Origin of the sequence: Janthinobacterium sp. SUN073, from assembly GCF_030397665.1 — a bacterium.
In the GTDB taxonomy this organism is placed as follows: Bacteria; Pseudomonadota; Gammaproteobacteria; order Burkholderiales; family Burkholderiaceae_D; genus Janthinobacterium.
Genome location: NZ_JAPUBT010000004.1, coordinates 311366 through 334642, shown reverse-complemented (window position 1 = coordinate 334642; position 23277 = coordinate 311366). Strand labels below are relative to the sequence as shown.

22 protein-coding genes are annotated in these 23277 nt (G+C 63.8%); 15 read left to right on the top strand and 7 right to left on the bottom strand.

Going from position 1 to position 23277, the window contains the following annotated elements:
• Window positions 1-150: 150 nt before the first annotated feature.
• On the top strand, window positions 151-2145 hold the full coding sequence (locus O0882_RS14340; RefSeq protein WP_289948961.1) for a TonB-dependent receptor: 1995 nt from the start codon (window positions 151-153) through the stop codon (window positions 2143-2145).
• Between the two features lie 30 nt (window positions 2146-2175).
• Complete coding sequence (locus tag O0882_RS14335; RefSeq protein WP_289948958.1) at window positions 2176-2715, top strand: molybdopterin-dependent oxidoreductase; 540 nt, start codon at window positions 2176-2178, stop codon at window positions 2713-2715.
• A gap of 42 nt (window positions 2716-2757) precedes the next feature.
• Here the strand turns inward: O0882_RS14335 and O0882_RS14330 are convergent, their stop codons facing one another.
• Genes O0882_RS14330 through O0882_RS14320 form a run of 3 tightly spaced genes read right to left on the bottom strand, consistent with a single transcriptional unit; the run spans window position 2758 to window position 5619 of the window.
• Window positions 2758-3687, bottom strand: coding sequence for an alpha/beta hydrolase (locus O0882_RS14330; RefSeq protein ID WP_289948957.1), 930 nt, complete (start codon window positions 3685-3687; stop codon window positions 2758-2760).
• A complete protein-coding gene (locus tag O0882_RS14325) occupies window positions 3684-4544 on the bottom strand; it encodes an alpha/beta hydrolase (RefSeq protein WP_289948954.1) in 861 nt (286 codons plus the stop codon). The genes O0882_RS14330 and O0882_RS14325 overlap by 4 nt, the downstream gene beginning before the upstream one ends.
• A gap of 13 nt (window positions 4545-4557) precedes the next feature.
• Complete coding sequence (locus tag O0882_RS14320) at window positions 4558-5619, bottom strand: sugar phosphate isomerase/epimerase (protein WP_289948951.1); 1062 nt, start codon at window positions 5617-5619, stop codon at window positions 4558-4560.
• Between the two features lie 140 nt (window positions 5620-5759).
• Between O0882_RS14320 and O0882_RS14315 the strand changes: the two genes are divergently transcribed.
• Window positions 5760-6356, top strand: coding sequence for a TetR/AcrR family transcriptional regulator (locus O0882_RS14315; RefSeq protein ID WP_289948949.1), 597 nt, complete (start codon window positions 5760-5762; stop codon window positions 6354-6356).
• A 14-nt stretch (window positions 6357-6370) separates the two neighbouring features.
• Here the strand turns inward: O0882_RS14315 and O0882_RS14310 are convergent, their stop codons facing one another.
• A complete protein-coding gene (locus O0882_RS14310; RefSeq protein WP_289948948.1) occupies window positions 6371-6742 on the bottom strand; it encodes a flagellar basal body protein in 372 nt (123 codons plus the stop codon).
• Window positions 6743-6957: 215 nt separating this feature from the next.
• Here O0882_RS14310 and O0882_RS14305 point away from each other — a divergent pair, with 215 nt between their 5' ends.
• The 6 genes from O0882_RS14305 to O0882_RS14280 all read left to right on the top strand — a co-directional run bounded on the left by O0882_RS14305 (window position 6958) and on the right by O0882_RS14280 (window position 12747).
• Window positions 6958-8088 carry a CocE/NonD family hydrolase gene (locus O0882_RS14305; RefSeq protein ID WP_289948946.1) on the top strand — a complete coding sequence of 377 codons (1131 nt, stop codon included), beginning with the start codon at window positions 6958-6960 and terminating at the stop codon, window positions 8086-8088.
• A 112-nt stretch (window positions 8089-8200) separates the two neighbouring features.
• A complete protein-coding gene (locus O0882_RS14300) occupies window positions 8201-9688 on the top strand; it encodes an NYN domain-containing protein (protein WP_289948944.1) in 1488 nt (495 codons plus the stop codon).
• 85 nt (window positions 9689-9773) lie between these two features.
• Entirely contained in the window at window positions 9774-10391 is a 618-nt protein-coding gene (locus O0882_RS14295; protein ID WP_289948943.1) for a hemolysin III family protein, read from the top strand.
• Between the two features lie 80 nt (window positions 10392-10471).
• Entirely contained in the window at window positions 10472-11353 is an 882-nt protein-coding gene (locus O0882_RS14290) for a LysR family transcriptional regulator (protein ID WP_289948940.1), read from the top strand.
• 17 nt (window positions 11354-11370) lie between these two features.
• A complete protein-coding gene (locus tag O0882_RS14285) occupies window positions 11371-11616 on the top strand; it encodes a hypothetical protein (protein ID WP_289948939.1) in 246 nt (81 codons plus the stop codon).
• Window positions 11617-11694: 78 nt separating this feature from the next.
• The gene (locus O0882_RS14280; RefSeq protein ID WP_289948937.1) at window positions 11695-12747 is read left to right on the top strand and encodes a hypothetical protein; all 1053 of its coding nucleotides are present in this window, start codon (window positions 11695-11697) and stop codon (window positions 12745-12747) included.
• A 15-nt stretch (window positions 12748-12762) separates the two neighbouring features.
• Here O0882_RS14280 and O0882_RS14275 read toward each other — a convergent pair whose 3' ends face one another.
• Both O0882_RS14275 and O0882_RS14270 read right to left on the bottom strand, forming a co-directional pair.
• Window positions 12763-15636, bottom strand: coding sequence for an EAL domain-containing protein (locus O0882_RS14275; protein ID WP_289948936.1), 2874 nt, complete (start codon window positions 15634-15636; stop codon window positions 12763-12765).
• 150 nt (window positions 15637-15786) lie between these two features.
• Complete coding sequence (locus tag O0882_RS14270) at window positions 15787-16557, bottom strand: transferase spermidine synthase (RefSeq protein ID WP_289948934.1); 771 nt, start codon at window positions 16555-16557, stop codon at window positions 15787-15789.
• 159 nt (window positions 16558-16716) lie between these two features.
• On the opposite strand from O0882_RS14270, the gene O0882_RS14265 reads away from it, so the two are divergent.
• Together O0882_RS14265 and O0882_RS14260 are read left to right on the top strand one after the other, a co-directional pair.
• On the top strand, window positions 16717-16992 hold the full coding sequence (locus tag O0882_RS14265) for a hypothetical protein (RefSeq protein ID WP_071078435.1): 276 nt from the start codon (window positions 16717-16719) through the stop codon (window positions 16990-16992).
• 37 nt (window positions 16993-17029) lie between these two features.
• The gene (locus O0882_RS14260; protein WP_289948931.1) at window positions 17030-18181 is read left to right on the top strand and encodes a GGDEF domain-containing protein; all 1152 of its coding nucleotides are present in this window, start codon (window positions 17030-17032) and stop codon (window positions 18179-18181) included.
• Between the two features lie 6 nt (window positions 18182-18187).
• Here the strand turns inward: O0882_RS14260 and O0882_RS14255 are convergent, their stop codons facing one another.
• Window positions 18188-18526 (bottom strand): hypothetical protein, encoded by a 339-nt coding sequence (locus O0882_RS14255; protein WP_289948929.1) that lies wholly within the window; start codon window positions 18524-18526, stop codon window positions 18188-18190.
• 238 nt (window positions 18527-18764) lie between these two features.
• Here O0882_RS14255 and O0882_RS14250 point away from each other — a divergent pair, with 238 nt between their 5' ends.
• The 4 genes from O0882_RS14250 to fdhD all read left to right on the top strand — a co-directional run bounded on the left by O0882_RS14250 (window position 18765) and on the right by fdhD (window position 23160).
• On the top strand, window positions 18765-19847 hold the full coding sequence (locus O0882_RS14250) for an ionic transporter y4hA (protein ID WP_099759686.1): 1083 nt from the start codon (window positions 18765-18767) through the stop codon (window positions 19845-19847).
• 164 nt (window positions 19848-20011) lie between these two features.
• Window positions 20012-21469, top strand: coding sequence for a Ppx/GppA phosphatase family protein (locus O0882_RS14245; RefSeq protein WP_289949206.1), 1458 nt, complete (start codon window positions 20012-20014; stop codon window positions 21467-21469).
• A gap of 93 nt (window positions 21470-21562) precedes the next feature.
• A complete protein-coding gene (locus O0882_RS14240; RefSeq protein WP_289948924.1) occupies window positions 21563-22261 on the top strand; it encodes a hypothetical protein in 699 nt (232 codons plus the stop codon).
• Window positions 22262-22332: 71 nt separating this feature from the next.
• Complete coding sequence (gene fdhD, locus O0882_RS14235) at window positions 22333-23160, top strand: formate dehydrogenase accessory sulfurtransferase FdhD (RefSeq protein ID WP_289948922.1); 828 nt, start codon at window positions 22333-22335, stop codon at window positions 23158-23160.
• The last annotated feature ends 117 nt before the right edge of the window (window positions 23161-23277 follow it).

Sequence of the window (23277 nt, the reverse complement as noted above, 5' to 3'; positions counted from 1 at the left end):
GGTCTTCTCGCTTGAGCATCGCTATATACGTCTGTATATTGCGCTGTTGGGTGACGGTCGCCGCAAGCGCGGCCGCTTTTTTTGTATTTTTTTGTATATCGCTATATAAGACGATATATAACGTATATAACGAGAGATGAGAACAAGACGATGTTGAAACAGGTAATGGCAGGCGCCGTGATGCTGGCGCTGGCGCAGATGGCGCAGGCGCAGCAAACAGGCGGCAAGGATGAGATGGAGGCGGCGCCGTTCGTGCTGGGCACGGTGACGGTGATCGGCCAGCGCGAGCAGGCAGGCCAAATGGAACAGCAGGTGGGCGCGCAAGTGAGCCGCGCCGAGATGCGCCGCTTTAACCGCGACAACGTGGGCGACGCCCTCAATTTGCTGTCGGGCGTGTCGCTGTCGACCAATTCACGCAACGAAAAAACCGTCGCCATCCGCGGTTTCGATGCGCGCCAGGTGCCGCTGTACATCGACGGCATTCCCGTCTACGTGCCGTATGACGGCTACGTCGATTTCAACCGCTTCACGACTGGCGACCTGGCCGCCATCCAGGTGGCCAAGGGTTTCAGCTCCGTGGCTTACGGCGCCAATACCCTGGGCGGCGCCATCAACCTGATCTCGCGCAAACCCGCGGCGCGCCTTGAGGGCGATACCTCCATCGGTTTCGGCTCGGGCAGCGAGCGCCAGGTATCGGCCAACGTGGGAACCAACCAGGGCCTGTGGTATCTGCAGGCGGGTGTGTCGTATATCGACAGCGACGGTTTCCCCATGTCGTCCGACTTCCGCCCCACGGCCACGGAAGACGGCGGCACGCGCAACAATGCTTATCGCAAGGACCATAAACTGTCGTTCAAGGTGGGCTACACGCCCGATGGCGCGCAGGCGGGCGACGAGTATGCGCTGAGCTACTACAAGCAGCATGGCGAAAAGGGCCAGCCGCCATCGACCAACCCCGTCGGCGCGCGCTACTGGCAATGGCCGTACTGGAACAAGGAAAGCGTGTATTTCGTCTCGCAGACGCGCCTGGGCCAGCAGGAACGCCTGAAATTGCGGCTGTACCACGATAGCTATGACAATGAAATCACCTCGTTTACCAATGGCAGCTACACGACCCTGAAAACCAGTGGCCAGGGCAGTGTCAGCGGCGGGCGCAGCATCTATAACGACCGCACGAACGGCGGCGCGGTGGAACTCGAATCGTTCCGCCTGGCCGCGCACAGCCTGCGCGTCGTCGCCAGCTACAAGGCCGACGAGCACCAGGAACTCGACGCCAAGGGCGTGCGCAATACCTGGTACAAGGATGCCCTGTGGACCCTGGGTGCGGAAGACAGCATCGCCCTCAATGCGGCGACGGAACTGTCGCTGGGCGCCTCGCGCAATGCACTGCGCCCTGATACCGTCTACAGCGCCGGCAATGCGTATACCTTGCCAGCCAATCAATCGGCCACCGACCTGCAGGCGGGCCTGTTCCACAAGACCGGACTTGAATCGCGCGTGTATGCCACCGTGGCGCGCAAGTCGCGCCTGCCGACCCTGAAGGACCGCTACTCGCAGCGCCTGGGCACATATATCGAAAACCCGGCCTTGCGCGCGGAGGAGGCGATGAACTATGAGCTGGGCTATCAGGGCAATGCGCAAGGCCTGGCGCTGGAGGCGGCGCTGTTCTACAGCGACGTGAAGGACAAGATCCAAAGCGTGGCGAATGTCTCGGGCGTGCGCGCGCAGATGCAGAATGCGGGCCGGGCGCATATCAGCGGCGTGGAACTGGGCTTGCGTGGCCGCGCCGGCGCCTGGCTTGATTTCGGCGGCAACTACACGTATACGGACATGAAAAATGTCAGCGACCGCGCTATCCGCCTGACGGACGTGCCGCGCCACAAGCTGACGGCGCACGCCGTGCTGCATGCTGCGCGCCAGGTCGACGTGGTGGCCATCGCTGAAGCGAACAGCGGGCGCTGGGTCTCGAACACCCTGGAACTTGGCGGTTTTACGACGCTGAACCTGAAGGCCGTGTACCGTCCCTTGCCGGCATTGACGCTGGAAGCGGGCGTGGCGAACCTGGGTGACCGCAATTACGCGCTGTCCGACGGCTTCCCCAGCGCCGGGCGCACCTGGCTGGCCAATGCACAGGTCCAGTTCTGATTTTTTGACTGTTCGATGAAAGGATTTAGCATGTTCAAGAAAATATTCGCTGCCTGTACCGCGGCGTCGTTGTTGGCGGCGGCACCGGCCGCGTGGTCGGCACCCGCTGCCGCGCGCGACAACATGAGCCACGCGCTGGCCGTGACGGGCATGGTGGAAACGCCCTTGACCCTGAAAGTGGCCGACCTGCGTCAGCTGCCGCCGGCGAATGGCGGAGAGATTGCCGTCACGCGCCATAACGGCGACAAGGCCGAGACCATCACCAGCTACAAGGGCGTGCGCCTGCGCGACATCCTCGACAAGGCGGTGCTCGACGCGCCGGGCCACAACGACGTCAAGAAGCTCGCCATCATCGCCACGGCCACCGATGGCTACGCGGTGGTGTTTTCCTGGGGCGAGCTGTATAACGCGCCGGCCGGCGAGGGCGTGATCGTCTACTATGAAAAAAACGGCAAGGCGCTCGACGACAACGATGGCGAGATCGCCCTCATCTCGGCGAAGGATATCCGCACGGGACCGCGCCATGTGAAATGGTTGAACGGCATCGAGGTGCGCAAGCTGGTGGACTGATGTGATACGCCGCCGTGGAGCCATCCCCGGCGGCGGTTTTTTTTACGTTCCCAGCGCCTGCCGCATGGCCTGGCCCGCCACGTCAAACAATCCCCGCGCAGCTGGCGTCAGGCCCAGCATGTGCATCGATGCATGGATCATGCCGTCGAGCTGCACGCATTGCGCCGCCACGCCGTCATCGCGCAAACGCCGCGCATACGCCGCACCTTCGTCATTCAGTGGATCGAATTCGCACACCAGCACCGTCGCTGCCGGCAAGTCCTTGAGCGACGCGGCCCGCAGGGGCGCAGCATAAGGCTGCACGCCCTCGGCCGGCTCGTTCAGGTACGCCGACCAGCAAAAACGCATGGCTTCCCGGGTCAGCGAATGGCCATCCGCATAGCGCTGGTACGAAGCCGTGTCGAAGGCGAAATCGAGCGCCGGGTACAGCAGCAGCTGGTGCGCCAGCGCGGGGCCGGCCTGGTCGCGCGCCATCAGTGCCGCTGCGGCGGCCAGGTTGCCCCCGGCGCTGTCGCCGCCCACGGCGAGGCGCTTCGCGTCGATACCCAGCGCTGCCGCATGTTCGGCGACCCAGCACAAGGCCCGGTAAAAGTCGTTCAGCGGCACGGGAAACTTGTACTCGGGCGCCAGCCTGTAGTCGACGGAAAAGATCACGCAACCGGTGGCGTTGGCCAGCGCGCGGCACGGATTGTCGTACAGGTCCAGCGAGCACAGACACCATCCGCCGCCATGCGCAAAGACGATGGCGGGCAGGGGCTTGCCCGTATCCGCGCCGGCCGGCACGTAGGCGCGCACGGCCAGTGCATGTTCACCGGGCAGCACGTAATCCTTGATCGAGGCGACGTCCTCCAACGGCCCGTGCAGCTGGCGCAAGCCCGTTTCCGTGGCGGCGCGCAGGTCTGCCAGCGAGGCGGGCGGCGGCGCATTTTTGCTCTCTTCCAGCCAGGCGGCGATCAGTGGATCGAGGCTCATGCGGGCTCTCCCGCCAGGAAGGGCAGCAGGTGGGAAATGAAGGCTTCCGGCTGTTCTTCCATGATGAAGTGGCCGCATTCGGCGACGATGGCGCCTTGTAAATGATCCGCCTTGCCTTGCATGGTCAGCAGGGGCGCGTCATTCGTCGCGTGGTCGGCGCCGATGGCCAGCACCGGCATCGGCAGGCTGCGCTTGGCCCGCTCCAGGTTTTGCCGGATGGTTTCAGGGATGGCGCGGTAGTAGGCGAAGCCTGCGCGCAGGGCGCCCGGCGTGGCGTAGGCATCCGCATACACGTCGACGGCCACCTTGTCGCGGCGGTACGACCAGCGGTCGAAAATGAAGCGGATGTACTCGCGCTCCTTGCCCGCCGTGAGCATTTCCGGCAAATCGAGCACCTGGTTGAACATGAAATGCCACAGGAAGATATTGTCGGACGGCGCCACGAAAATGGGCGGAGCGGGCGCCAGGCCGGGAATCACGGCTTCCGTCAGCGCCAGTTTCGTCACGGCCTGCGGGAAATCGCTGGCCAGCGCATAGCCGACCCACATGCCGATGTCGTGACCCACCACATCGTACTGCGCGTGGCCCAGGGCCAGCATGGCGCGGTGCAGGGTGGCGGCCACGGCGCCCGTGTCGTAGCCATCGGCGGGGCGGCTGGAGTGGCCGCTGCCGGGCGGGTCGATGGCGATGGCCTGGTAGCCATTGGCCGCCAGGGCTGTCATCACGTGGCGCCACGCATACCAGGTCTGCGGCCAGCCGGGAATCAGGAGCACGGGTTTGCCGGTGCCGGGACCAGCAATCACGCAATGCAGGCGCTGGCCGTCGATGCGGACGTAATCATGTGTAAATTCGTTCATGGTGTTTCCCTAATTAGTTGTGCTGGATGCCCAGCAATTGATGGATCTGTTGCGCGCTGACGGGAGCGCCGGCGAAGTCGTCGAAGATCTTGTCCGTGACGGGAATGATGTGGGCATTGATGAAGGCCACGCCTTCGCGCGCGCCCACTTCCTGGTCCTTCAGGCAGCATTCCCATTCCAGCGTGGCCCAGCCCGCGTAGTCGTTTTGCGCCATCTTCGAGAAGATCGCCTTGAAATCGACCTGGCCATCGCCCAGCGAACGGAAACGCCCGGCGCGGTTTTCCCACGACTGGTAGCCGCCGTAGATGCCTTGCCGTCCCGTCGGATTGAATTCCGCATCCTTCACATGGAACATGCGGATGTGCTCCTTGTAGATATCGATGAATTCCAGGTAATTGAGCTGCTGCAGCACGAAGTGGCTGGGGTCGAACAGCATCTTGCAGCGCGGGTGGCGGCCCACTCTTTCATAAAACATCTCGAAGCTGATGCCGTCATGCAGATCTTCGCTGGGGTGGATTTCGTAGCACAGGTTGATGCCCTGTTCCTCGCACACGTCGAGGATGGGCAGCCAGCGGCGCGCCAGTTCGTCGAAGGCCGTTTCGATCAGGCCGGGTGGGCGTTGCGGGAACGGGAACAGATACGGCCAGGCGAACGAGCCGGAAAACGTGCCCATGTCGGTCAGGCCCAGGCGTTTCGAGGCCATCGCCGCCAGTTTCACCTGTTCGATGGCCCAGGCCGTGCGCGCGGCCGGCTGGCCGTGCAGGTGGGCTGGCGCGAAGCTGTCGCACAGCGCGTCGTAGGCCGGGTGCACGGCCACCAGCTGGCCGAGGATGTGCGTCGTCAGTTCGCTGATGACGAGGCCATGGCCGGCCAGCATGGCGACCAGTTCATCGCAGTATTGCTGGCTGTGCGCCGCTTGCGCCACGTCGAACAGGCGCGCATCCCAGGCGGGAATCTGCAGGGCCTTGAAGCCCATGCCGGCCGCCCACTCGGCGATGGCGGGCAGGGTGTTGAAGGGCGCCGTGTCGGCGGCGAATTGTGCCAGGTGCAGGCTTGGTCCTTGGATGGTTTTCATATCGGCTCCTATTGTTTGTCGATCGACAAAGAATAGGCGAAATTTTCCCTTCGGTCAAGGCGTCGCTGCAAAATAAATCGCGACGGCGGGTGGCGTGCCAGGCGTTATACTGGCCGCCACTTCGCAAGCAGAGGATCACAATGGCAGGAAGACCGAGGGAATTTGACCGCGCGCTGGCGCTGGCAAAAGCGCGCGACGCGTTCTGGACGCGCGGCTATGAAGGCGTGTCGATGGCCGACCTGGTGGCGGCGCTGGGCATCGCCTCGGCGCGCATCTATGCGGCGTTCGGCTCGAAGGAACAATTGTTCCGCGAAGCCGTGGAATTGTATGAAACGGGCGAGGGCGCGTTTGCCGTGCACGCGCTGGCCGCCAGCTTGAACGTGCGCGAGGCGGTGGCGCGCATGCTGGAAGAAGCCGTGCTGCTGTACACGCGCAGCGGCCAGCCGCAAGGCTGCATGGTGGTCACGGCCGCGACCAACACGAGCGCGGAAAACGCCGGCATCGCCGACTGGCTGGCGCAGCACCGCCGCGCGCGCACGCAAGCGGTCATCGAGCGCCTGCGCGCGGCGCAGCTGGCGGGAGAATTAAAAGGGGAAGCGGACGTGCAGGCGCTGGGCGATTATTATGCGGCGCTGCTGCATGGGCTGTCGGTGCAGGCGCGCGACGGCATTCCGGCCGAACGGCTGCTGGCGCTGATTGCGCCAGCCATGGCGCCGCTGGCGCTGGCTATGGTGTAGATAGTATCAAGGCTTCAAGTCTTGACGTCGATCAGGCTGCCCAAGGCCTGGTCGGCCGCCTTGACGACATTCGCCGACAGGTTGAAACCGGCCTTGTAGACCAGGTTATCCGTCAGTTCGGACGCCAGGCCGACGCCGTTCGGCCGGCTTTCCGCCGCCTTGGCCGCATTCGCATTGGCGCCGCTGACGCTTTCGCTGGCGGCCAGCTTGCGCCCTTCGACGGAGAGCGTGACGCCCGTGCCGGCCGGACTGGACTCCTGGAACTCGGCTTGTTGCGGCTGGAAGCCCGGCGTATTCGCATTGGCGATATTGTTGGCGGCCACATCCAGCGCGCGCTGGTTGGCGGTCAGCCCCGAGGTACCGCTGGTGAGGGCGGAGATGGACATGGCGACTCCTTCAGAATACGCCTAGTTTACTCCCGCCAGCGGGAAAAGTGTGGTGGTGCAAGGCAACAATTTTTCCTGTTGCTTCTTGCTGCAAAAAAATAGGTGCATCACATAATATTTTCATATTGCTCTGTGGTATTTCACTGCCTAGACTGGCGGGGAAGTCGTCCACGGAGTCCGCCATTTTCCATCTGCGTCGCCCCATTTTCCTGGCTTTGCTGCTCAGTCTGCCTTGCCTGCCCCTGAAAGCCCAGCTTGTTCCCTCGCAGTTGCCGCTCGATGCGCGCCTGAACGAGCAGGTGATCATGGTGCCGGCCGGCGACGGCTTGCGCGAGACGCTGGAGACGACGGTGTTCCGCCCCGCCGGCCCCGGTCCGTTTCCCTTGCTGCTGATGAATCACGGCAAGCAGGCCGGCCCGGCCCGGCTGCAGCAGCGCGAGCGCTTCATCTATATGGCTACCGAATTCGTGCGCCGCGGCTATGCGGTGATGCTGCCCATGCGCGCCGGCTTTGCCCGCTCCACGGGCGCCTACCGCGATTTTGGCTGCGACATGCTGGGCAATGCCCAGGGCCAGGCGCGCGACATGCTCGCCGCACTGGCGTATGCGCGCCGCCAGAGCTGGGTCGACCCGCAACGCATCGTCGTCGCGGGCCAGTCGTATGGCGGCATGGCGGCGCTGGCGCTGGCCACCCGGGTGCTGCCCGGCGTGCGCGGCGTGCTCAATTTTGCCGGCGGCCTGCGCGTCGATATGCCCGGCTGCGACTGGCAAGGGGCGCTGGCCAAGACTTTCGCCACCCTGGGCGCCTACAACCACATTCCCAGCCTGTGGCTGTATGGCGCGAACGACGCGTATTTTTCGCCGGCGCTGGCGCAGCGCCTGTTTCGCTCTTTCACGGGTTCCGGCGGGCAGGCGCAACTGCTGGCCTATGGTCCGTTCAAGCGCGACGCCCACCTGACCCTGGGCAGCCGCGACGGCGTGGCCGTGTGGCTGCCCGCCACGGAGCGCTTCCTGCAGAAAATCGGCATGCCGGTGCGCCAGGTCTACCGCGTGGCCGATGCGCCGTCGCCGCCCGCCACGCATTTCGCGCAGCAGGACGATATCGCCGCCGTGCCGTATCTGGAAGAGCAGGGCCGCGCGGCCTACCGCGTCTTCCTGGAGAAAACCGCACCGCGCGCCTTTGCCCTGTCGGCCAGCGGCGCCTGGGGTTGGGCCGAGGAAGGCGAAAGTCCCGATGTGCGCGCACTCGCTTCGTGCCAGCGGCGCAGCAGCCTGCCGTGCCAGTTGTATTCGGTCGATGAAAGCGTGGTTTGGCCGGGCGCCAGCGCCGTAGGTGGTGCGCAATAGGCTGCCGCGCACGATAGTTGTCGCCGAAACGGGCGATGGGCGAATATACTAGGCGAAAAGGGAGGCGTTGCGCTTCCCGTCCGCCCTTATTATCCAGCGAGAATTCACCCTTATGGCGTCATCCCCAGAAAACCTCAGCATGGCCGTGTTTTGCGACTTCGAGAACGTCGCGCTCGGCGTGCGAGATGCAAATTACGAAAAATTCGATATCAAGCCCATCCTCGAACGCTTGCTCCTCAAGGGCAGCATCGTTGTCAAGAAGGCATATTGCGACTGGGACCGTTATAAAAGTTTCAAGGGCACCATGCACGAAGCGAACTTCGAGCTGATTGAAATTCCCCACGTGCGCCAGTCCGGCAAGAATTCGGCCGACATCCGCCTGGTGGTCGATGCACTGGACCTGTGCTACACCAAGGCCCACGTGAACACCTTCGTCATCATCAGTGGCGATTCCGATTTTTCGCCGCTGGTGTCGAAATTGCGCGAAAACGCCAAGCAGGTGATCGGCGTGGGCGTCAAGCAGTCGACCTCCGACCTGCTGGTGGCGAACTGCGACGAATTCATTTTCTACGATGACCTGGTGCGCGAGAGCCGCCGCACGGCCGCCAAGCGCGACGCGCGCGAAAGCCCGGCTGCCGCTGTCAAGCGCTCGCCCGACGAAGAAGTGCGCCGCAAGGAAAAATACGAGTCGCGCAAGACGGAAGCGATCGAAATGGCCGTCGAAACCTTTGACGCGCTGGTGTCCGAACGGGGCGACAGCGGCAAGATATGGGCTTCGATGCTGAAAGAAGCGATCAAGCGCCGCAAGCCGGACTTCAGCGAATCGTATTACGGTTTCCGCACCTTCGGCAACCTGCTGGAAGAAGCGCAGACGCGCGGTTTGCTGGAATTTGGCCGCGACGAGAAATCGGGCGCGTATGTCTACCGCAGCAGCGGCCTGGTGGTCGTGCCCGTTGCCGTGAATGCGGATGCCGCCAGCGAGACAAGCGCCAGTGGCGAGACCGGCGCGACGGCGGAAGAGGGCAACAGCCGCGAAGGCGGCAGCCGCCGTGATTCGCGCCGCAATGGCCGTGGCGGCCGCAAACAGAACGAGCAACGCCGCAGCGAGTCCGCGCCACAGGCCTTCGTGCCGGTGGCCGAGGCCGAATCGGCTGTCATCGAGCAGTATGCGTCGGCGCCGCAGCCGGAAGTGCTGCACGAGGTGGCCGAAGCCGTGGAAGCGGTGGCCGAGGTGGTGGCAGAGGGCAACGCCAAGCGCGGTTCGCGCCGCAATGGCCGTGGCGGCCGCAAGAATGGCGATGGCGCCCGTGAAGCGCGCGCCGAAGTTGTCGAAGTCGCTGCGGTGGAAGCCATGCCTGAACCTGTACCTGAGCCGGTAGTGGAAGCGGTCGTGGAAGCCAAGCCGAAGGCCAAGCCGCGCACGCCGGCCCGCAAGGCGGCAGCATCGAAAAAGCCGGCCAAGAAGGCGGTTGAGGCGGTAGTCGAAGTCATCGAGCCTGCGCCGGTGGAAGTCGCTTCGGTCGTTGAAGACAAGCCGGCCAAGGCGCCGCGCAAGACCCCGGCACGCCGTCCTGCGCGCAAGAAGGCGGAAGAAGCTTGATTGAAACCCCAAAGCAGGAACTGGGGTCAGACCTTGAAGGTCTGACCCCGGAGTTTTGCTGCGTCTCCATGCGCAGGGCTTAGCCATGTACCACGGTGAACGCTTCAACAGCATTTCCCATACGGTGGGCGCCGCGCTGGCGGCCATCGGCGGCGTCATCCTGATCGTCGCGGCGGCCCGCACGGGCGATCCCTGGAAAATCGTCAGCTGCAGCGTGTATGCGGCCATGCTGCTGACCTTGTACCTCACTTCCACCCTGTATCACAGCGTGCGCGGCAAGGCCAAGGCCATGCTGCAGCGGCTCGACCACTGCGCCATCTATCTGCTCATCGCGGGAACCTATACGCCCTTCATGCTGGTGACCCTGCGCGGGCCGTGGGGCTGGTCGCTGTTCAGCGTCGTCTGGGGCCTGGCGCTGTTTGGCATCGTGCAGGAATATGTGTACGCGAAAGGCGCGCGCATCCTGTCGCTGGTGATTTACGTGGCCATGGGCTGGCTGGTCATCATCGGTATCAAGCCGCTGCTGGCGGCGCTCGAGTGGAACGGTTTCCTGTGGCTGGTGGCAGGCGGGCTGTGCTACACGGGCGGCATCGCTTTCTACGCCACCGATCACAAGCTGCGCCATGGCCACGGCATCTGGCATCTGTTCGTGCTGGCCGGCAGTAGCTGTCATTTTATCGCCATTTTGTTCTACGTTGCCTGACGTTGTCGCTCGTTCTCACTGTTGCCATGATTCCATTATAATGGCGCGATATGTGAAACGCAGGCAACAATAAGGCAACAATGGATATCAATTCGGACGACCTGAAAATCTTCGTCACCGTCATCGACAGCGGCACCCTGAGCGCGGCGGCCGTGCACCTGGGGCAAACCACCTCGGGCGTCAGCCGCGCCCTGTCGCGCCTGGAAGACAAGCTGGCCACCTCGCTGCTGACGCGCACCACGCGGCGCATGGAGCTGACGGAAGAGGGGCAGCTGTTCCTGGACAAGGCGCGCGCCATCCTCGCCTCGATGGAGGATGTGGAGGAATCGATCCGCATCCGCCGGCAGAAGCCGGCCGGGCGCCTGTCCGTGGATGCCGCCTCGCCCTTCATGCTGCATTGCGTGGTGCCCCACGTGGCCGAGTTTCGCGCCATGTACCCGGACATCCGCCTGGAGCTGACCAGCAACGACCAGATCGCCGACCTGCTCGAGCACCGTACAGACATCGCCATCCGCATCGGCACCCTGGTCGACTCGACCCTGCACGCGCGCCCGCTCAGTGCCAGTCCCCTGCACGTGCTGGCCACGCCCGCCTATCTGGCGCGCCACGGCGAACCCGCCACGCCGGAAGCGCTGTCCGGCCATGCGCTGCTGGGCTTTGCCCAGTACGACCTGGGCAACAGCTGGCCGTTGCGCCACGACGCCGGCAACAGCCTGCAGATCGTGCCCGCGCTGGCCGCCTCCAGCGGCGAAACCCTGCGCCAGTTGGCGCTGCATGACCAGGGCATCGTCTGCCTGTCCGACTTCATGACGAAGGACGACATCGCGGCCGGCCGCCTGGTGCAGGTGCTGCAGCCGTTCTACACGGGCTACCGCCAGCAGATCCACGCCGTGTATTACCGCAATACGCAGCTGGCGCAGCGCATCAGCTGCTTCCTCGAATTTTTGCAACAGAAGCTGTAGCCATGACGGAGAGCGGCATGCAATGTCCAACCTGTGACGAATATGGCGATTTGCTGTACGCCACCATCAAAGAAACAGGGCAGCAGGTGATCGTCTGCACGGAGTGCGATGCACTATGGGAGCATCCGGAGATGCGGATCACGGCCGACAGCATGCTGGATGTCGGGACGTTTCTCACCGAGGCAGGGCTGCATGCCGGCTGGGATGAGTTCGAAATCGGGGCGAGGCTGCCTGCGCCAGGAATGCCTGCAATAAAACCGTAGTGCCTTGTGAGAAAGTGTGCATTTTCTATTGTGTAAGCCATGCTAGCATGTTGCAACTTAAAAAATTGCAAAAAAAACATGCGTAAACATTTTGCCCTGATCGCCTTGTTATACATGTCCAGCGCCGGCGCCGCCAGCATCACCTATGCGGGCAAAGCGGACTGCCGCGTTGTCGAGCATGCGCGGGTGGCCGGGCACATAGCTTACTGGAATGGCGCTTGCAACGATGGCTATGCCAGCGGACCCGGTGCTTTGCAGTGGAGCAAGGACGGCAAGCCAACGGAGCGTTATGAAGGAACGCTGAGCAAGGGCGTGCCGGAAGGCGCAGGCATTTCACAGTGGGCGGACAGCAGCTTGCATGAGGGGACCTACCGGGATGGCATGCTGCAGGGCCCTGCCGTGGTGATCTTTAAGGGCGGGAAAAAACTGGAAAGCAATTTCGAGCAGGACAAGCCGGTGGGCAATGTCAAGTTCGGCTCTCCGGGCGACGATCAGTATGAGGGCGGCTGGCAGGATGGTCCGGAAGGCTACGGTACCATGACATTTTTTATGGGTGGCGCCTATCGTGGGCAATGGCGCAAAGGACGACCGGATGGTGACGGTGAGATCTTGTATCCCAACGGACGCGTGCTGAAGGGGCGTTTCAATGGTAGCTTCCACCTGACAGCGCAGCCGGAATTGCCCGTGGTAAGCAATCTGTACACCATCAAGGAACAAAGTGCGGCGATTGGCTCGAACATTCGTGGCACTGCCTCCGGGGGCTTTGACGTCCCCCCGGAAAAGTCCTACGCCCAGTTGACACCGGAGCAGCAGCAGCTTGTGAAAAGAGACTACGCAGTCTTGCAGGATGACGATGCGCCGCCGTATCCGGAAAAGGGCATACTGGAAATATCGCGCGCCATGCAAAGCCTGATCTCATACAAGGACGCAATCGGCGAGTTGCACGTCAATGTCGGTGTCGATGAGCAGGGCGTGGCGCAGAATGTCACCCTGCTGAAAAGCCCGGACAGCGAGTCCGGCAAGCTGGCGGCGGCCATGTTCATGCATCTCCGGTTTACACCGGGCCGTTGCGCAGGCCAGCCTTGCGCGATGGTAGTACCGTTCAGGTTTACGCTCAGATACAAGAAATAGCACGCCGGCCTGACCTTATGCGGTCGCGTGTGCGCTGCTCAGCAGCGCCTCCACCTCATGCGCCGGCAGCGGGTGGCTGAAGAAATAACCTTGCGCTTCGTCGCAGCCATGGCGGCGCAGGTAATCGAGCTGCTCGGCCGTTTCCACCCCTTCGGCCACCACGCGCAGCTTCAGATTGTGCGCCAGGGCGATGATGGAGACGACGATGGCCGCGTCGTCCGCGTCGCGCGCCACATCGCCGACGAAACTGCGGTCGATCTTCAGCACGTCGATGGGGAAGGTGCGCAGGTAGGCGAAACTGGAATAGCCGGTGCCGAAGTCGTCGATCGACAGTTGCACCCCCAGCGCCTTCATGTCGTGCAGCTGGCTGACGGCCAGCGCCACGTCGTGCATGAACAGGCTTTCCGTCAGTTCCAGTTCCAGACAGGCGGGCGGCAGGCCCGTTTCCAGCAGCACTTCGGCGATCAAGGCGACCAGGTTCGGCTCGTTGAACTGGCGCGCCGACAGGTTCACGGCCAGGCGCAGCGTGTCCAGCCCCGCCGCATGCCAGCGTTTCACCTGCGTGCACGCTTCGCGCATGACCCAGGCGCCGATCGGCACGATCAGGCCCGTATCTTCCGCCAGCGCGATGAAGCGCTGCGGCGCCACCATGCCCAGTTCCGGGTGCTGCCAGCGCAGCAGCGCTTCCACGCCGACGATGCGTCCGCTGGCCAGGTCCACCTGCGGCTGGTAATGCAGCACGAACTGTTCCCGTTCCAGCGCGTGGCGCAGCGCCGTCTCGATGCGCAGGCGCTCCAGCGTGGCCTGGTTCATGGCCGTCGTGTAGAACTTGATGTTGTTGCGGCCCTGTTTCTTGGCGCAGTACATGGCGATGTCGGCCTGCTCGATCAGGTTCTGCGTTTCGCCATGCAAGGTCACGTCGCCGGGGGCGTCGTAGCGCGACATGTCGTAGACGGCCACGCCGATGCTGCAGGTGACGAAAAATTCCTTGCCGTCGAGTAGTACCGGCTGCGCCACGGCATCCATCACGCGTTGCACGATGGCGCCGCTGAGCACTTCGTCGGCCTGTTCGCACAGGATGGCGACGAATTCGTCGCCCGACAGGCGCGCCACCGTATCGCTTTCGCGCAGGCTGGCCTGCAGCCGCGTGGCGATGGTTTTCAGGAGCAGGTCGCCGGCCTTGTGGCCCAGGCTGTCGTTGACGAACTTGAAACGGTCGAGGTCAATCAACAGCACCCACAGGGCCCGGTTCTTGCGGCGCGACAGGGCCATGGCCTGTGCCAGGCGGTCGCGCAGCAGGGCGCGGTTGGGCAAGCCCGTCAGCACATCGTGGTGGGCGATGTGCTGGATTTGCTGCTCGGCCAGCTTGCGTTCCGTGATTTCGGACCCTGTGCCCCGGTAGCCGTGAAATTCGCCCAGCTCGTTGAACAGCGGTTCGCCATTGATGCTGAACCAGCGCAGCTGGCCATCGCGGTCTTTCATCGCATATTCGAGGTTGGAAAAGGGCAGGTGCGCCTCCAGGTTGGCGATATGCTGCTTGCCCCAGCGCGAATTGCGCATCTCCGGGTTGTTGTCCCAGCGCGTCATGCCGATGAAGCGTTCCAGCGGCATGTTCGACTTGTCCGTAAAGCCGCCGGTGATGTGGGTGAAGCAGAAGTTGACATCCTGTTCCCAGTACCAGTCCGAGGACAGGGCCAGCAGGCGGCGGAAGCGCTTTTCGCTTTCCTGCAGGGCGCGTTCCGTGCGCTGGCGCGCCCGCACGTCGGCGCTGAGCAGTTCATTGCTGCGCTTGAGGTCGGCCGTGCGCTGTTCCACCAGCAGCTGCACGCGGCGCGAGCGCTGCGTCAGCGATTGCACGAAGGCGGCCGTCAGCACGCTGAACAGCAAACCCGTGATCAGGGTGAACAATGAGCCCAGATGGTCGGCCAGGAAGGGGCGCGGATGGGCCACCACGCGCACATGCCAGGGCCGGCCGGCGGAGGCAAAGACCCGGTCATAATGGCTGTGATAGGCAAATTGCAGCCAGCGTGGCAGCGACTCCCAGGCGTCGCCCGCTTCGGCGGCAGGCGCCTGGCCATGCCGGAAGATCAATTGGAGCGGATCCGCGTTAGCGTCGGCGTAGACGCTCAGTTCAAGCTGCGGGTCGCCCAGCAGGTCGGCGCCGGCGAGGATTTTCTGCACCAGTTCCCCGGCGCGGACGATGGCCGCCGTATCACCGATCAGCGCCGCGCGCCGCTGTGCTACCGTCTGCAGGGGCACGCCGTGGCGGTACACGGGGCGCAGGATAACGAAACCCTGCTGCGGACCCTGCGCCAGGGCCAGCAGGCCGGTGGCGGTGGTCTGGCCGCTGATGATGGCCTGTTCCAGCGCGCCGGCCAGCAAGCCGTCAGGGCGCACGTTCAGGCCGAAGGCGGGGCGGTTGCCCTGTAGCGGTTCGAGATAATCGACGATCAGGTAGGTCGCGTGCTCGGTCACGGGATGGATGACGCCATCGCGCATTTCCGTCATCGCATAGTCGGGCACGACGCGCCGCAGTTCCTTCTCGAACGCCGCGCGCTGCGCGTGCGGCACGAGGCGGTGAAAATTGAAGGCCTGAATGAATGGGTGGCGTTGCAGCAGCGGCGTGGTGAAGTCGTGGAACTGCTCGCGCGTGACCGGTACGACGGCGGCAAACAGCTGGTTGGTCGTGGTCAGCACCTCGACCGCGTCGTCGAGTCCCTGCTCGATGGCGGCCACGCGCGCGCCGGCGCGCTGCTGCAGACTCAGGCTCATTTTGTCGTATTCGAGCTGGCTGATGGCGGCGAACAGCACGGCGGTGATGCTGGCGCCGCAGGCAAAGGTCAGCGCGGCCGCGGCAGAAATTGACAATGGCAGGCGGCCACGCAGCATGTTTTTTCCTATCTCACTTCATGGATACTTGGATTCGGCGGCGCCTGCCGGCCCCGCAGGCCACAGTTTGTCATAAACCACATCCATCATGCTGATTTTGCACCAAATTGCTGCTATTAAGCAACAACATCCATGGCCGGAAGGCGACGTTCAGTCGCTGCCCGCGCCCGAGCGCCGGCGCACACGCCACAACTGCCATGCGGGTAGCCAGCGGTTCAGGAAGCCCAGGCCGCACACGCGTCGCCAGCGCACCAGGCGCACGATGCGCAGGGCACGGCCCGCCCCGAGCTTGTCTGGCCTGGCGGCGAAGACGATGCGGTTGTTGCCGGCGATGCCGTCGAAGTGGCACACGGCGCCGCGGAAGGTGAGCATCAGCCGCGCCAGCATGGCAGGGTAGTGCGCGTCATAACTGAACAGGTTGGCTACCAGCACGCCGCCGGGCAGCAGGGTGCGCAGGCAGTCCGCATAGAAGCGCGCGCTGCCCAGTGCGGGCGGCAGGCCCGTTTCGTCGTAGCCGTCGAGCAGCAGCACGTCGGCGCAGCCCGGATGCTGGCGGATATAGCTGACGGCGTCCGTTTCGATGATGCGCAGGCGCGCGTCGTCGGGCGGCAGCATGAACTGCTCGCGCAGGGCGATCACGTCGGCGCGCAGTTCCAGCACCGTGATGCGCGCCTCGGGCAGGTGGCGGTGGCAGAATTTCAGCAGCGAGCCGCCGCCCAGTCCCACCATCAGGATGTGCCGGGGACGCGGCACGAACAGGGTGAAGCACATCATGGCACGCGCATAGCGCAGCAGCAGATGATCGGGGCGCGACAGCAACATTTCGCTCTGGATCATGCCTGGCTGGAATTCCAGGCGGCGCCGGTCGCCGCAGGTATGCACCTGGGGCGCGCGCACGGCAGGTAATTTGCTATCCGGCATAGGACGACTTCGCTGAGTGGACTGGGGAAGATGCTTTGTTGCATTCAGAGAAATCTGATAAGCTCCCGTGAGCATACCCGATTAATCCGCGCCGAGCATGCGTATATGCATATGACGCGCGGCGGCACGGCCACGCAGTCGGGCACCATGGAGACAAGCATGTTTTTGGATCACCCCATCATTACCGCGACGAACAGTTTTACCGAGCCTGACCGCATCGAGCGGCTGACGCGCGTATATGGTTATGCGGCGGCGCTGGCCGACGTGGCCGCCAACTTCGGATTCATTGAAAAAGTGGCGCAGATTCATGACCACAAGGGCACCCTCATCGTGTTCTGGCATGAGGCGCCCAGTGAAGTGGAAAAGCAGTATTTCGTGCAGGCGTGGGCCAGCAAGGTCGGCGACGGCAGCACGAATGTCGAACACGAAATCTGACCTGGCGCGCCTAGCCTGCGCATCGATAGCGTAGCCCATGGATATCAAGACCCTGGTACTGGCCCTGGCGCTCGGCAACCTGAGCCTGTGCGCGGCCCTGTTCTTCTTCGAGTACGAGCGCAAGAAGTCGCTCAGCCTGTCCACCTGGGCGGTAGCCAAGCAGTGCCAGGCCGTGGCCTGGTGTTTGCTGTATTTCCGCGGCGTCCTGCCCGATATGCTGTCCATCTTGCTGGGCAACAGCCTGCTGTTTGCCGGCATGGCGCTGGACGCGGGCGCGCTGTGGCAGGCGGCCGGGCGCAGCGGCTGGCGTCGTACCATGCTGCCGGCGCTGGGTTTGTCGGTGGCGCTGTTTGCCGCCTGCTATCTGTTTAATGTGGCGCCGCTGCTGCGCAGTGCCGGCGGCTCGCTGATCGTGGCCGGCTTTTTCCTCGCCGGCGTGGCCGCGCTGTGCCTCAAATGGCGCGAGGCGAGCATGCTGCGCCGCTTCCTCGTCGTCAGTATGGGCATCCTGTCGCTGCTGATCGCCGCGCGCGGCGTGCTCGCTGCCGCCGTGCCGGATGTTGATGCCGAGCTGCTACAGCTGGCCGGTTTTGGCGCCCTGTATCTGATGATGCTGACGAACGCCTTCGGCTACCTGCTGCTGTCGCGTGAAAAACTGGGCGGCGAACTGGCGCGCCTGGAGGTGCTCGACGCGGCCACGGGCGTGCCGAACCGGCGCGGTTTTTACCAGGCGCTGGCGCCGTGGATGGCGCTGGCGCGCCGGCCCGGCTTGCCGACGGCGCTGGTGGTGCTCAATATCGACCATTTCAAGCGCGTCAACGACAGCTATGGCCATCCGGTGGGCGACGCGGTGCTGAAAACCATTGTCGACACGTGCCGCCAGCAGCTGCGCGACAGCGACCTGATGGGTCGCCTGGGCGGCGCCGAATTTGCCATCCAGCTGCCGCGCACGACCCTGGCCGATGCGCTGATGGTGGCCGAGCGCATCCGCGCCGCCGTCGAAGTGCTGCCGGTCAAGACGGAACGCGCCGTGCTGCAGCTGACGGCCAGCCTGGGCGTGACCACCATCCGCGCCGAGGACAGCACCGTCAGCCTGTTCAAGCGGGCCGACGAGGCGCTGCAGGCGGCCAAGCAGGCGGGCCGCAACAGGGTGGTGGAAGCGCAGGGCGCCAGCCCCCTCGATATGTAAATCGGCTTACTTTTTGCGCGAACCCAGCCAGCTGGGTTCCTTGCCGCATTCCTTGCTCAGGAATAGGGCGTCGAGGCCGGGATCGCAGCGCCGGTCGGGCGCCTTCATCGGCTCGACGGTGAGCCATTCGCTGCGGGGCAGTATCTTTTCTGCGCGCGGTTCCACGGGCGGCGCGGGCGGCAGGCTGTCTTGCCACTTTGACTCAGCGGCAGGCGCGGGAGGGGTGGCCCAGTTCGCGTCCACCTGCGCCTCGCGCGCTGGCGGCGTGTCCGCGTATGCGGCGGCGCACAGCAGGCTGCCGGCGAGGAAGAAGGTGCGCATGGCTGTGTTGTTTATTGAAATCATGGTCTGTCCTTGGTCGTTGCCGGTAAGGCGTACCCTGCAGTATGACGGCGGCAGCAAGCAAAAAGACAAGAAAATTGCAACGGCATGTTACCAGACAGGCCATGCTGGCCGCCGGCAGCTGAACATGTGCATTCCCTAACTTTCATTTAAGCTAGGCAAGTTATGCTGTGGGGTGCATGCCAGGCCCTTCTTGTCGTCCGCACCGCAGTTCCCCTTTCTTACTCTTGCCAGGCCCACAATGAAAATGCTCAAATCTCTGCCTGTATGGCCGCTTGCCGCCCCCCTTGCCGGCTGGCTGTTCCTGTTCGGTTCCACCTTCAATGTCGGCGGCTACTATCAAATCCTGCTGGTGGCTGGCCTGATCGGCAGCGTGCTGGCCGCCGTGTACCACGCGGAAGTGGTGGCGCACCGCATCGGCGAACCGTATGGCACCCTGGTGCTGGCGCTGGCCGTGACCCTGATCGAGGTGGCGCTGATCGTCTCGCTGATGCTGGCCGGCGGGCCGGAAACGACGGGACTGGCGCGCGACACCGTATTTGCCGCCATCATGATCATTTTGAACGGCATCGTCGGCATTTGCCTGCTGCTGGGCGCCGGGCGCCACCGCGAGCAGACCTTCGGCCTGCTGGGCGTGAGCGCGTCGCTGGCCACCCTGGCGGCCATCGCCATCCTGACGCTGGTGCTGCCGAATTACACCTCCAGCGCCGCCGGCCCGTACTACAACTCCAGCCAGCTCATTTTCATCGCCGTCATCTCGCTGGTCCTGTACGGCACCTTCGTGCTGGTGCAGACGGTGCGCCACCGCGACTACTTCCTGCCCAAGGAAGCCGTCGGTGACGAAGAGGTGCATGCGGCGCCGCCCACGCCCACCGTCGCCTGGGTCAGTGCCGGCGCGCTGCTGGTGTGTCTCGGCGCCGTGGTGCTGCTGGCCAAGTCGCTGGCGCCCGCGCTGGAGACGGCGATTGCCGCCATGGGGGCGCCAAAGACCCTGGTGGGCATCGTCATCGCCGCCATCGTGCTGCTGCCCGAAGGCCTGGCCGCCGTGCGTGCCGCGCGCGCCAATCGCCTGCAAACGAGTTTGAACCTGGCCCTCGGCTCCGCGCTGGCCAGCATCGGCCTGACGATTCCCGCCGTGGTGGTGGTGTCGCTGGCCACGGGCCTGACGATCACCCTGGGACTCGATATCAAATCGACAGTGCTGCTGCTGCTGTCGCTGATGGTCGCCACCCTGTCGCTGGGCACGGGCCGCACCACGGTCATGCAGGGCACGGTGCACCTGGTGATTTTTGCCGTCTATTTATTCACCACCATCGTGCCGTAAACGTCGCAGCTGCGCGGCTTCTTGTCACAATCCTGTCACGCCGCTGTCATACGATGGGGGTAGTGTGGTAGGATTTTTAAATCGTTTAAATGATTTATATAGTTTAGCAACTGAATTTGCCAACTTTTTCAGTTGGCACAGCAATGACAAGACAAGAGGCCAGTATGTATGCAGCGGTGGACCTGGGGTCCAACAGTTTTCGTTTACACGTCGGCAAGCATGATGGCGACACCATCCGCGTGGTCAAGAGCGTGCGCGACCCGATACGCCTGGCCGCCGGCCTGGACGCCAATGGCGACCTGACCGAGGCGGCCATGCAGGGGGCGCTGGCTTGCCTGCAGCGCTTTCGCGCCATCCTCGCCGGCTTCGAACTCGATGCCGTGCGCGTGGTGGCCACGTCGGCCATGCGCGTGGCGCGCAACGGCGCCGTCTTCCTGCCGCTGGCCGAGCAAGCCATCGGCTACCCGATCGAGATTATCTCGGGCGAGGAAGAGGGGCGCTTGATCTACATGGGCGTGGCCAATGCGCTCGCCATTCCCGGCGAACGCCGGCTGGTGATGGATATCGGCGGCGGCTCGACCGAACTGATACTGGGGCGCGGCAATGATATCGAACGCGTCGAATCCTTCAGCCTGGGCACGGTCAAACAAAGCCTGTCGTTCTTCATCGGCGGGCGCATCGATGCGCCGTCGTTCGAGGCGGCAATCCTGTCGGCGCGCAGCCATTTCGAGGATGGCGCGCCGCCATTCGGTCCGCAGCACTGGAAGACGGCGTATGGCTCTTCCGGCACCATCCGCACCATCGCCGACATCATCGTCCGCAACAAGCTCGGTGATGGCTTGCTGTCCGGTGTCAGCCTCGATGCGCTGGCGCGGCGCTTCATCGAGCTCGGCCACACCAGCCGCATCGACATGCCCGGCTTGCGCCCTGACCGCGCCAGCACCATCGTCGGCGGCCTGGCCATCTTGATCGGCCTGTTCCGCGAACTGGCCATTCCCGTCATGACGCCGATCGAGGCTGGCCTGCGCATGGGCGTGATGTGGGATTTGTACCTGCGTTCGACCAAGCGCGACCGCCGCGAACAATCGGTGCAGGGTTGCATGGAAAAATTCCATATCGACCAGCAGCGCGCCGGCCGGGTGGCCGAGCAGGCGCTGGCCATGTATGCGCAGCTCAAGCCCACGTCGGACGCCCTGGTGAAAAGCCTGCGCTGGAGCAGCCTGCTGCACGAAGTGGGTCTGGCCGTGTCGCAGACGGGCTACCACAAGCACGCATCCTACATCGTGGAAAACGCGGACTTGCCCGGTTTTACCACGCGCGAACAGAAGACCATGAGCCGCTTGATCCTGGCGCAGAAGGGCAACTTGCGCAAGATCGGCGAAGTGCTGTCCGACCCCGATTTCGCCAAGGCCGTGCTGGCGCTGCGCCTGTCGATTCTGCTCATGCATGCGCGCATCGAAGCCGATTTCAGCGAACTGCGCCTGCGCATGAAGAGCAGAATCGAGCTCGACATCAAGCGCGGCTGGGTGGCACACCATCCCACCGTGTCGTTCTGGATCGAAAAGGAGCAGGAATTCTGGGATGAGGTCGGGGTCGATTTCACCATCCGCGCCAGCGCCTAGGAGGTCATGCCGTATGCATGGCTTGATGTGCAGCAAGCAAGATTTCAAAAAAGAGTATATATTGTTTATATTATTTATTAGATTGGATAATCCATGACCAAAACCGTTCCCGTGAAAAAAGCCGACAGCGCGCCCGTATCGATGTTCCCCACCAGCGCTTCGATCAATGCGGCAGCAGCCAAGGCTGCACCGGCCGCCAAGCCTGCCGCGAAACCGGTAGCCAAGCCGGCAGCCAAGCCGGTGGCCAAGGCCGCCGCCAAGCCAGTGGCCGCCAAAGCCGCCGCTGCGAAGCCGGCAGCAGTCAAGCCCGTTGCCGCCAAGCCTGCGGTAGCCAAGGCACCCGTCGCCAAACCGGCGGCCAAGGCCGTCGTGGCCAAACCGGCTGTGGCCAAGCCAGTCGCCAAAGCCGCTGCCAAACCGGCCGCCAAGATTGCTGCGAAACCAGCCGCCAAGGCCGTCGCCAAGCCGGCAGCGAAAGCCGCCGTCAAACCGGCAGCCAAACCGGCCGCCAAGCCAGCCGCCGCGAAAAAAGCGCCTGTCGCCAAGGTCGCCGCCGTCAAGGAAAAAGCCCGCAAGCCGAAACTGGTGCGCGACAGCTTCACCATGCCGGAAGCGGAATATGAAGTCTTGGGCCAGGTCAAGAAAGCTTGCCTGAAGGCCGGTTTCGAGATCAAGAAAAGCGAATTGCTGCGCATCGGCGTGGCGCTGATCAGCCAGATCGACCTGGCGACCCTGCAAAACGTGCTGGCCGGCTTGCCGCAGCTGAAAACGGGCCGTCCGAAGAAGGATTGATGGCGCCAGCGGAGGGGCCGCCCCTCCGCTTGCCCATTCTGGTTTACCATGGGGCCTGTGATAGTTCCCCCATGGTTGCCATGTCAGAAGAAATCAGTATTGAACGCGCCGGCTTCGTCGAGCGCGCCATCGTTCGCCACCGCGCGGGCCAGTCCACCGATGCCATCGACCACGTCGCCGAGGAAATCCCCGTGGCGCTGGTCTTCAATGGCATTTCCCACGTCGTCATGATGGCCACCCCGCGTGACCTGGAAGCGTTTGCCTACGGCTTTGCGCTGACGGAAGGCGTGGTCGCTTCGGCCGGCGCCATTTTCGACTGTGAAGTGCTCCTGCGCCCTGATTCCGCCGAAGTGTCCTTGAGCATCGCACAGGAAGATTTCGTGCGCCTGAAGGACCGGCGGCGCCAGCTGACGGGCCGTACGGGCTGCGGCGTGTGCGGCATCGACAGCATCGACATGCTCGACTTGCGGCCCGCGGCGCTGCCGCCATCCCTGATCCAGGTCGACCTGCCGGCCGCGCTGGCGCGCGCGTCGAGCGGCTTGCGCGAACACCAGGCGCTGATGCAGGCAACGGGCGGCGTGCATGCGGCCGCCTGGTGCACGCCCGATGGCGACATCGTGCATGTGTTCGAGGATGTCGGCCGGCACAATGGTCTCGACAAGCTGATTGGCCACCTCGCGCTGCACGATGTCGACATGCGGCGCGGCTTCGTGTTCCTGTCCAGCCGCGGCAGCTACGAGCTGGCGCGCAAGGCGGCGCGCATGCAGATTCCCCTGCTGGCGACGATTTCCGCCCCCAGTTCGCTGGCCATTTCCATCGCCACGCAGGCGCGCATGAAACTGGTGGGCTTTTGCCGCCAGGATGCCTTCGTCGACTACACGCCTGGTATCACGCTGTAAGCGGCGTTTTCACTGACGGCGCCGGCGAGTGTGGTAAATGCGCACGCTCTTCCCCTGACATTGACTTGCGTCATGGAAATGACATTCGGCTGTCATTTTCCTGACATATTAGACAAG

Excerpts from the sequence above, each read along its gene's own strand:
- O0882_RS14340 (WP_289948961.1), top strand. The coding sequence starts at position 151 with ATGTTGAAACAGGTAATGGCAGGCGCCGTGATGCTGGCGCTGGCGCAG.
- O0882_RS14335 (WP_289948958.1), top strand. The coding sequence starts at position 2,176 with ATGTTCAAGAAAATATTCGCTGCCTGTACCGCGGCGTCGTTGTTGGCG.
- O0882_RS14330 (WP_289948957.1), bottom strand. The coding sequence starts at position 3,687 with ATGAGCCTCGATCCACTGATCGCCGCCTGGCTGGAAGAGAGCAAAAAT.
- O0882_RS14325 (WP_289948954.1), bottom strand. The coding sequence starts at position 4,544 with ATGAACGAATTTACACATGATTACGTCCGCATCGACGGCCAGCGCCTG.
- O0882_RS14320 (WP_289948951.1), bottom strand. The coding sequence starts at position 5,619 with ATGAAAACCATCCAAGGACCAAGCCTGCACCTGGCACAATTCGCCGCC.
- O0882_RS14315 (WP_289948949.1), top strand. The coding sequence starts at position 5,760 with ATGGCAGGAAGACCGAGGGAATTTGACCGCGCGCTGGCGCTGGCAAAA.
- O0882_RS14310 (WP_289948948.1), bottom strand. The coding sequence starts at position 6,742 with ATGTCCATCTCCGCCCTCACCAGCGGTACCTCGGGGCTGACCGCCAAC.
- O0882_RS14300 (WP_289948944.1), top strand. The coding sequence starts at position 8,201 with ATGGCGTCATCCCCAGAAAACCTCAGCATGGCCGTGTTTTGCGACTTC.
- O0882_RS14295 (WP_289948943.1), top strand. The coding sequence starts at position 9,774 with ATGTACCACGGTGAACGCTTCAACAGCATTTCCCATACGGTGGGCGCC.
- O0882_RS14290 (WP_289948940.1), top strand. The coding sequence starts at position 10,472 with ATGGATATCAATTCGGACGACCTGAAAATCTTCGTCACCGTCATCGAC.
- O0882_RS14285 (WP_289948939.1), top strand. The coding sequence starts at position 11,371 with ATGCAATGTCCAACCTGTGACGAATATGGCGATTTGCTGTACGCCACC.
- O0882_RS14280 (WP_289948937.1), top strand. The coding sequence starts at position 11,695 with ATGCGTAAACATTTTGCCCTGATCGCCTTGTTATACATGTCCAGCGCC.
- O0882_RS14275 (WP_289948936.1), bottom strand. The coding sequence starts at position 15,636 with ATGCTGCGTGGCCGCCTGCCATTGTCAATTTCTGCCGCGGCCGCGCTG.
- O0882_RS14270 (WP_289948934.1), bottom strand. The coding sequence starts at position 16,557 with ATGCCGGATAGCAAATTACCTGCCGTGCGCGCGCCCCAGGTGCATACC.
- O0882_RS14265 (WP_071078435.1), top strand. The coding sequence starts at position 16,717 with ATGTTTTTGGATCACCCCATCATTACCGCGACGAACAGTTTTACCGAG.
- O0882_RS14260 (WP_289948931.1), top strand. The coding sequence starts at position 17,030 with ATGGATATCAAGACCCTGGTACTGGCCCTGGCGCTCGGCAACCTGAGC.
- O0882_RS14255 (WP_289948929.1), bottom strand. The coding sequence starts at position 18,526 with ATGATTTCAATAAACAACACAGCCATGCGCACCTTCTTCCTCGCCGGC.
- O0882_RS14250 (WP_099759686.1), top strand. The coding sequence starts at position 18,765 with ATGAAAATGCTCAAATCTCTGCCTGTATGGCCGCTTGCCGCCCCCCTT.
- O0882_RS14245 (WP_289949206.1), top strand. The coding sequence starts at position 20,012 with ATGTATGCAGCGGTGGACCTGGGGTCCAACAGTTTTCGTTTACACGTC.
- O0882_RS14240 (WP_289948924.1), top strand. The coding sequence starts at position 21,563 with ATGACCAAAACCGTTCCCGTGAAAAAAGCCGACAGCGCGCCCGTATCG.
- fdhD (WP_289948922.1), top strand. The coding sequence starts at position 22,333 with ATGGTTGCCATGTCAGAAGAAATCAGTATTGAACGCGCCGGCTTCGTC.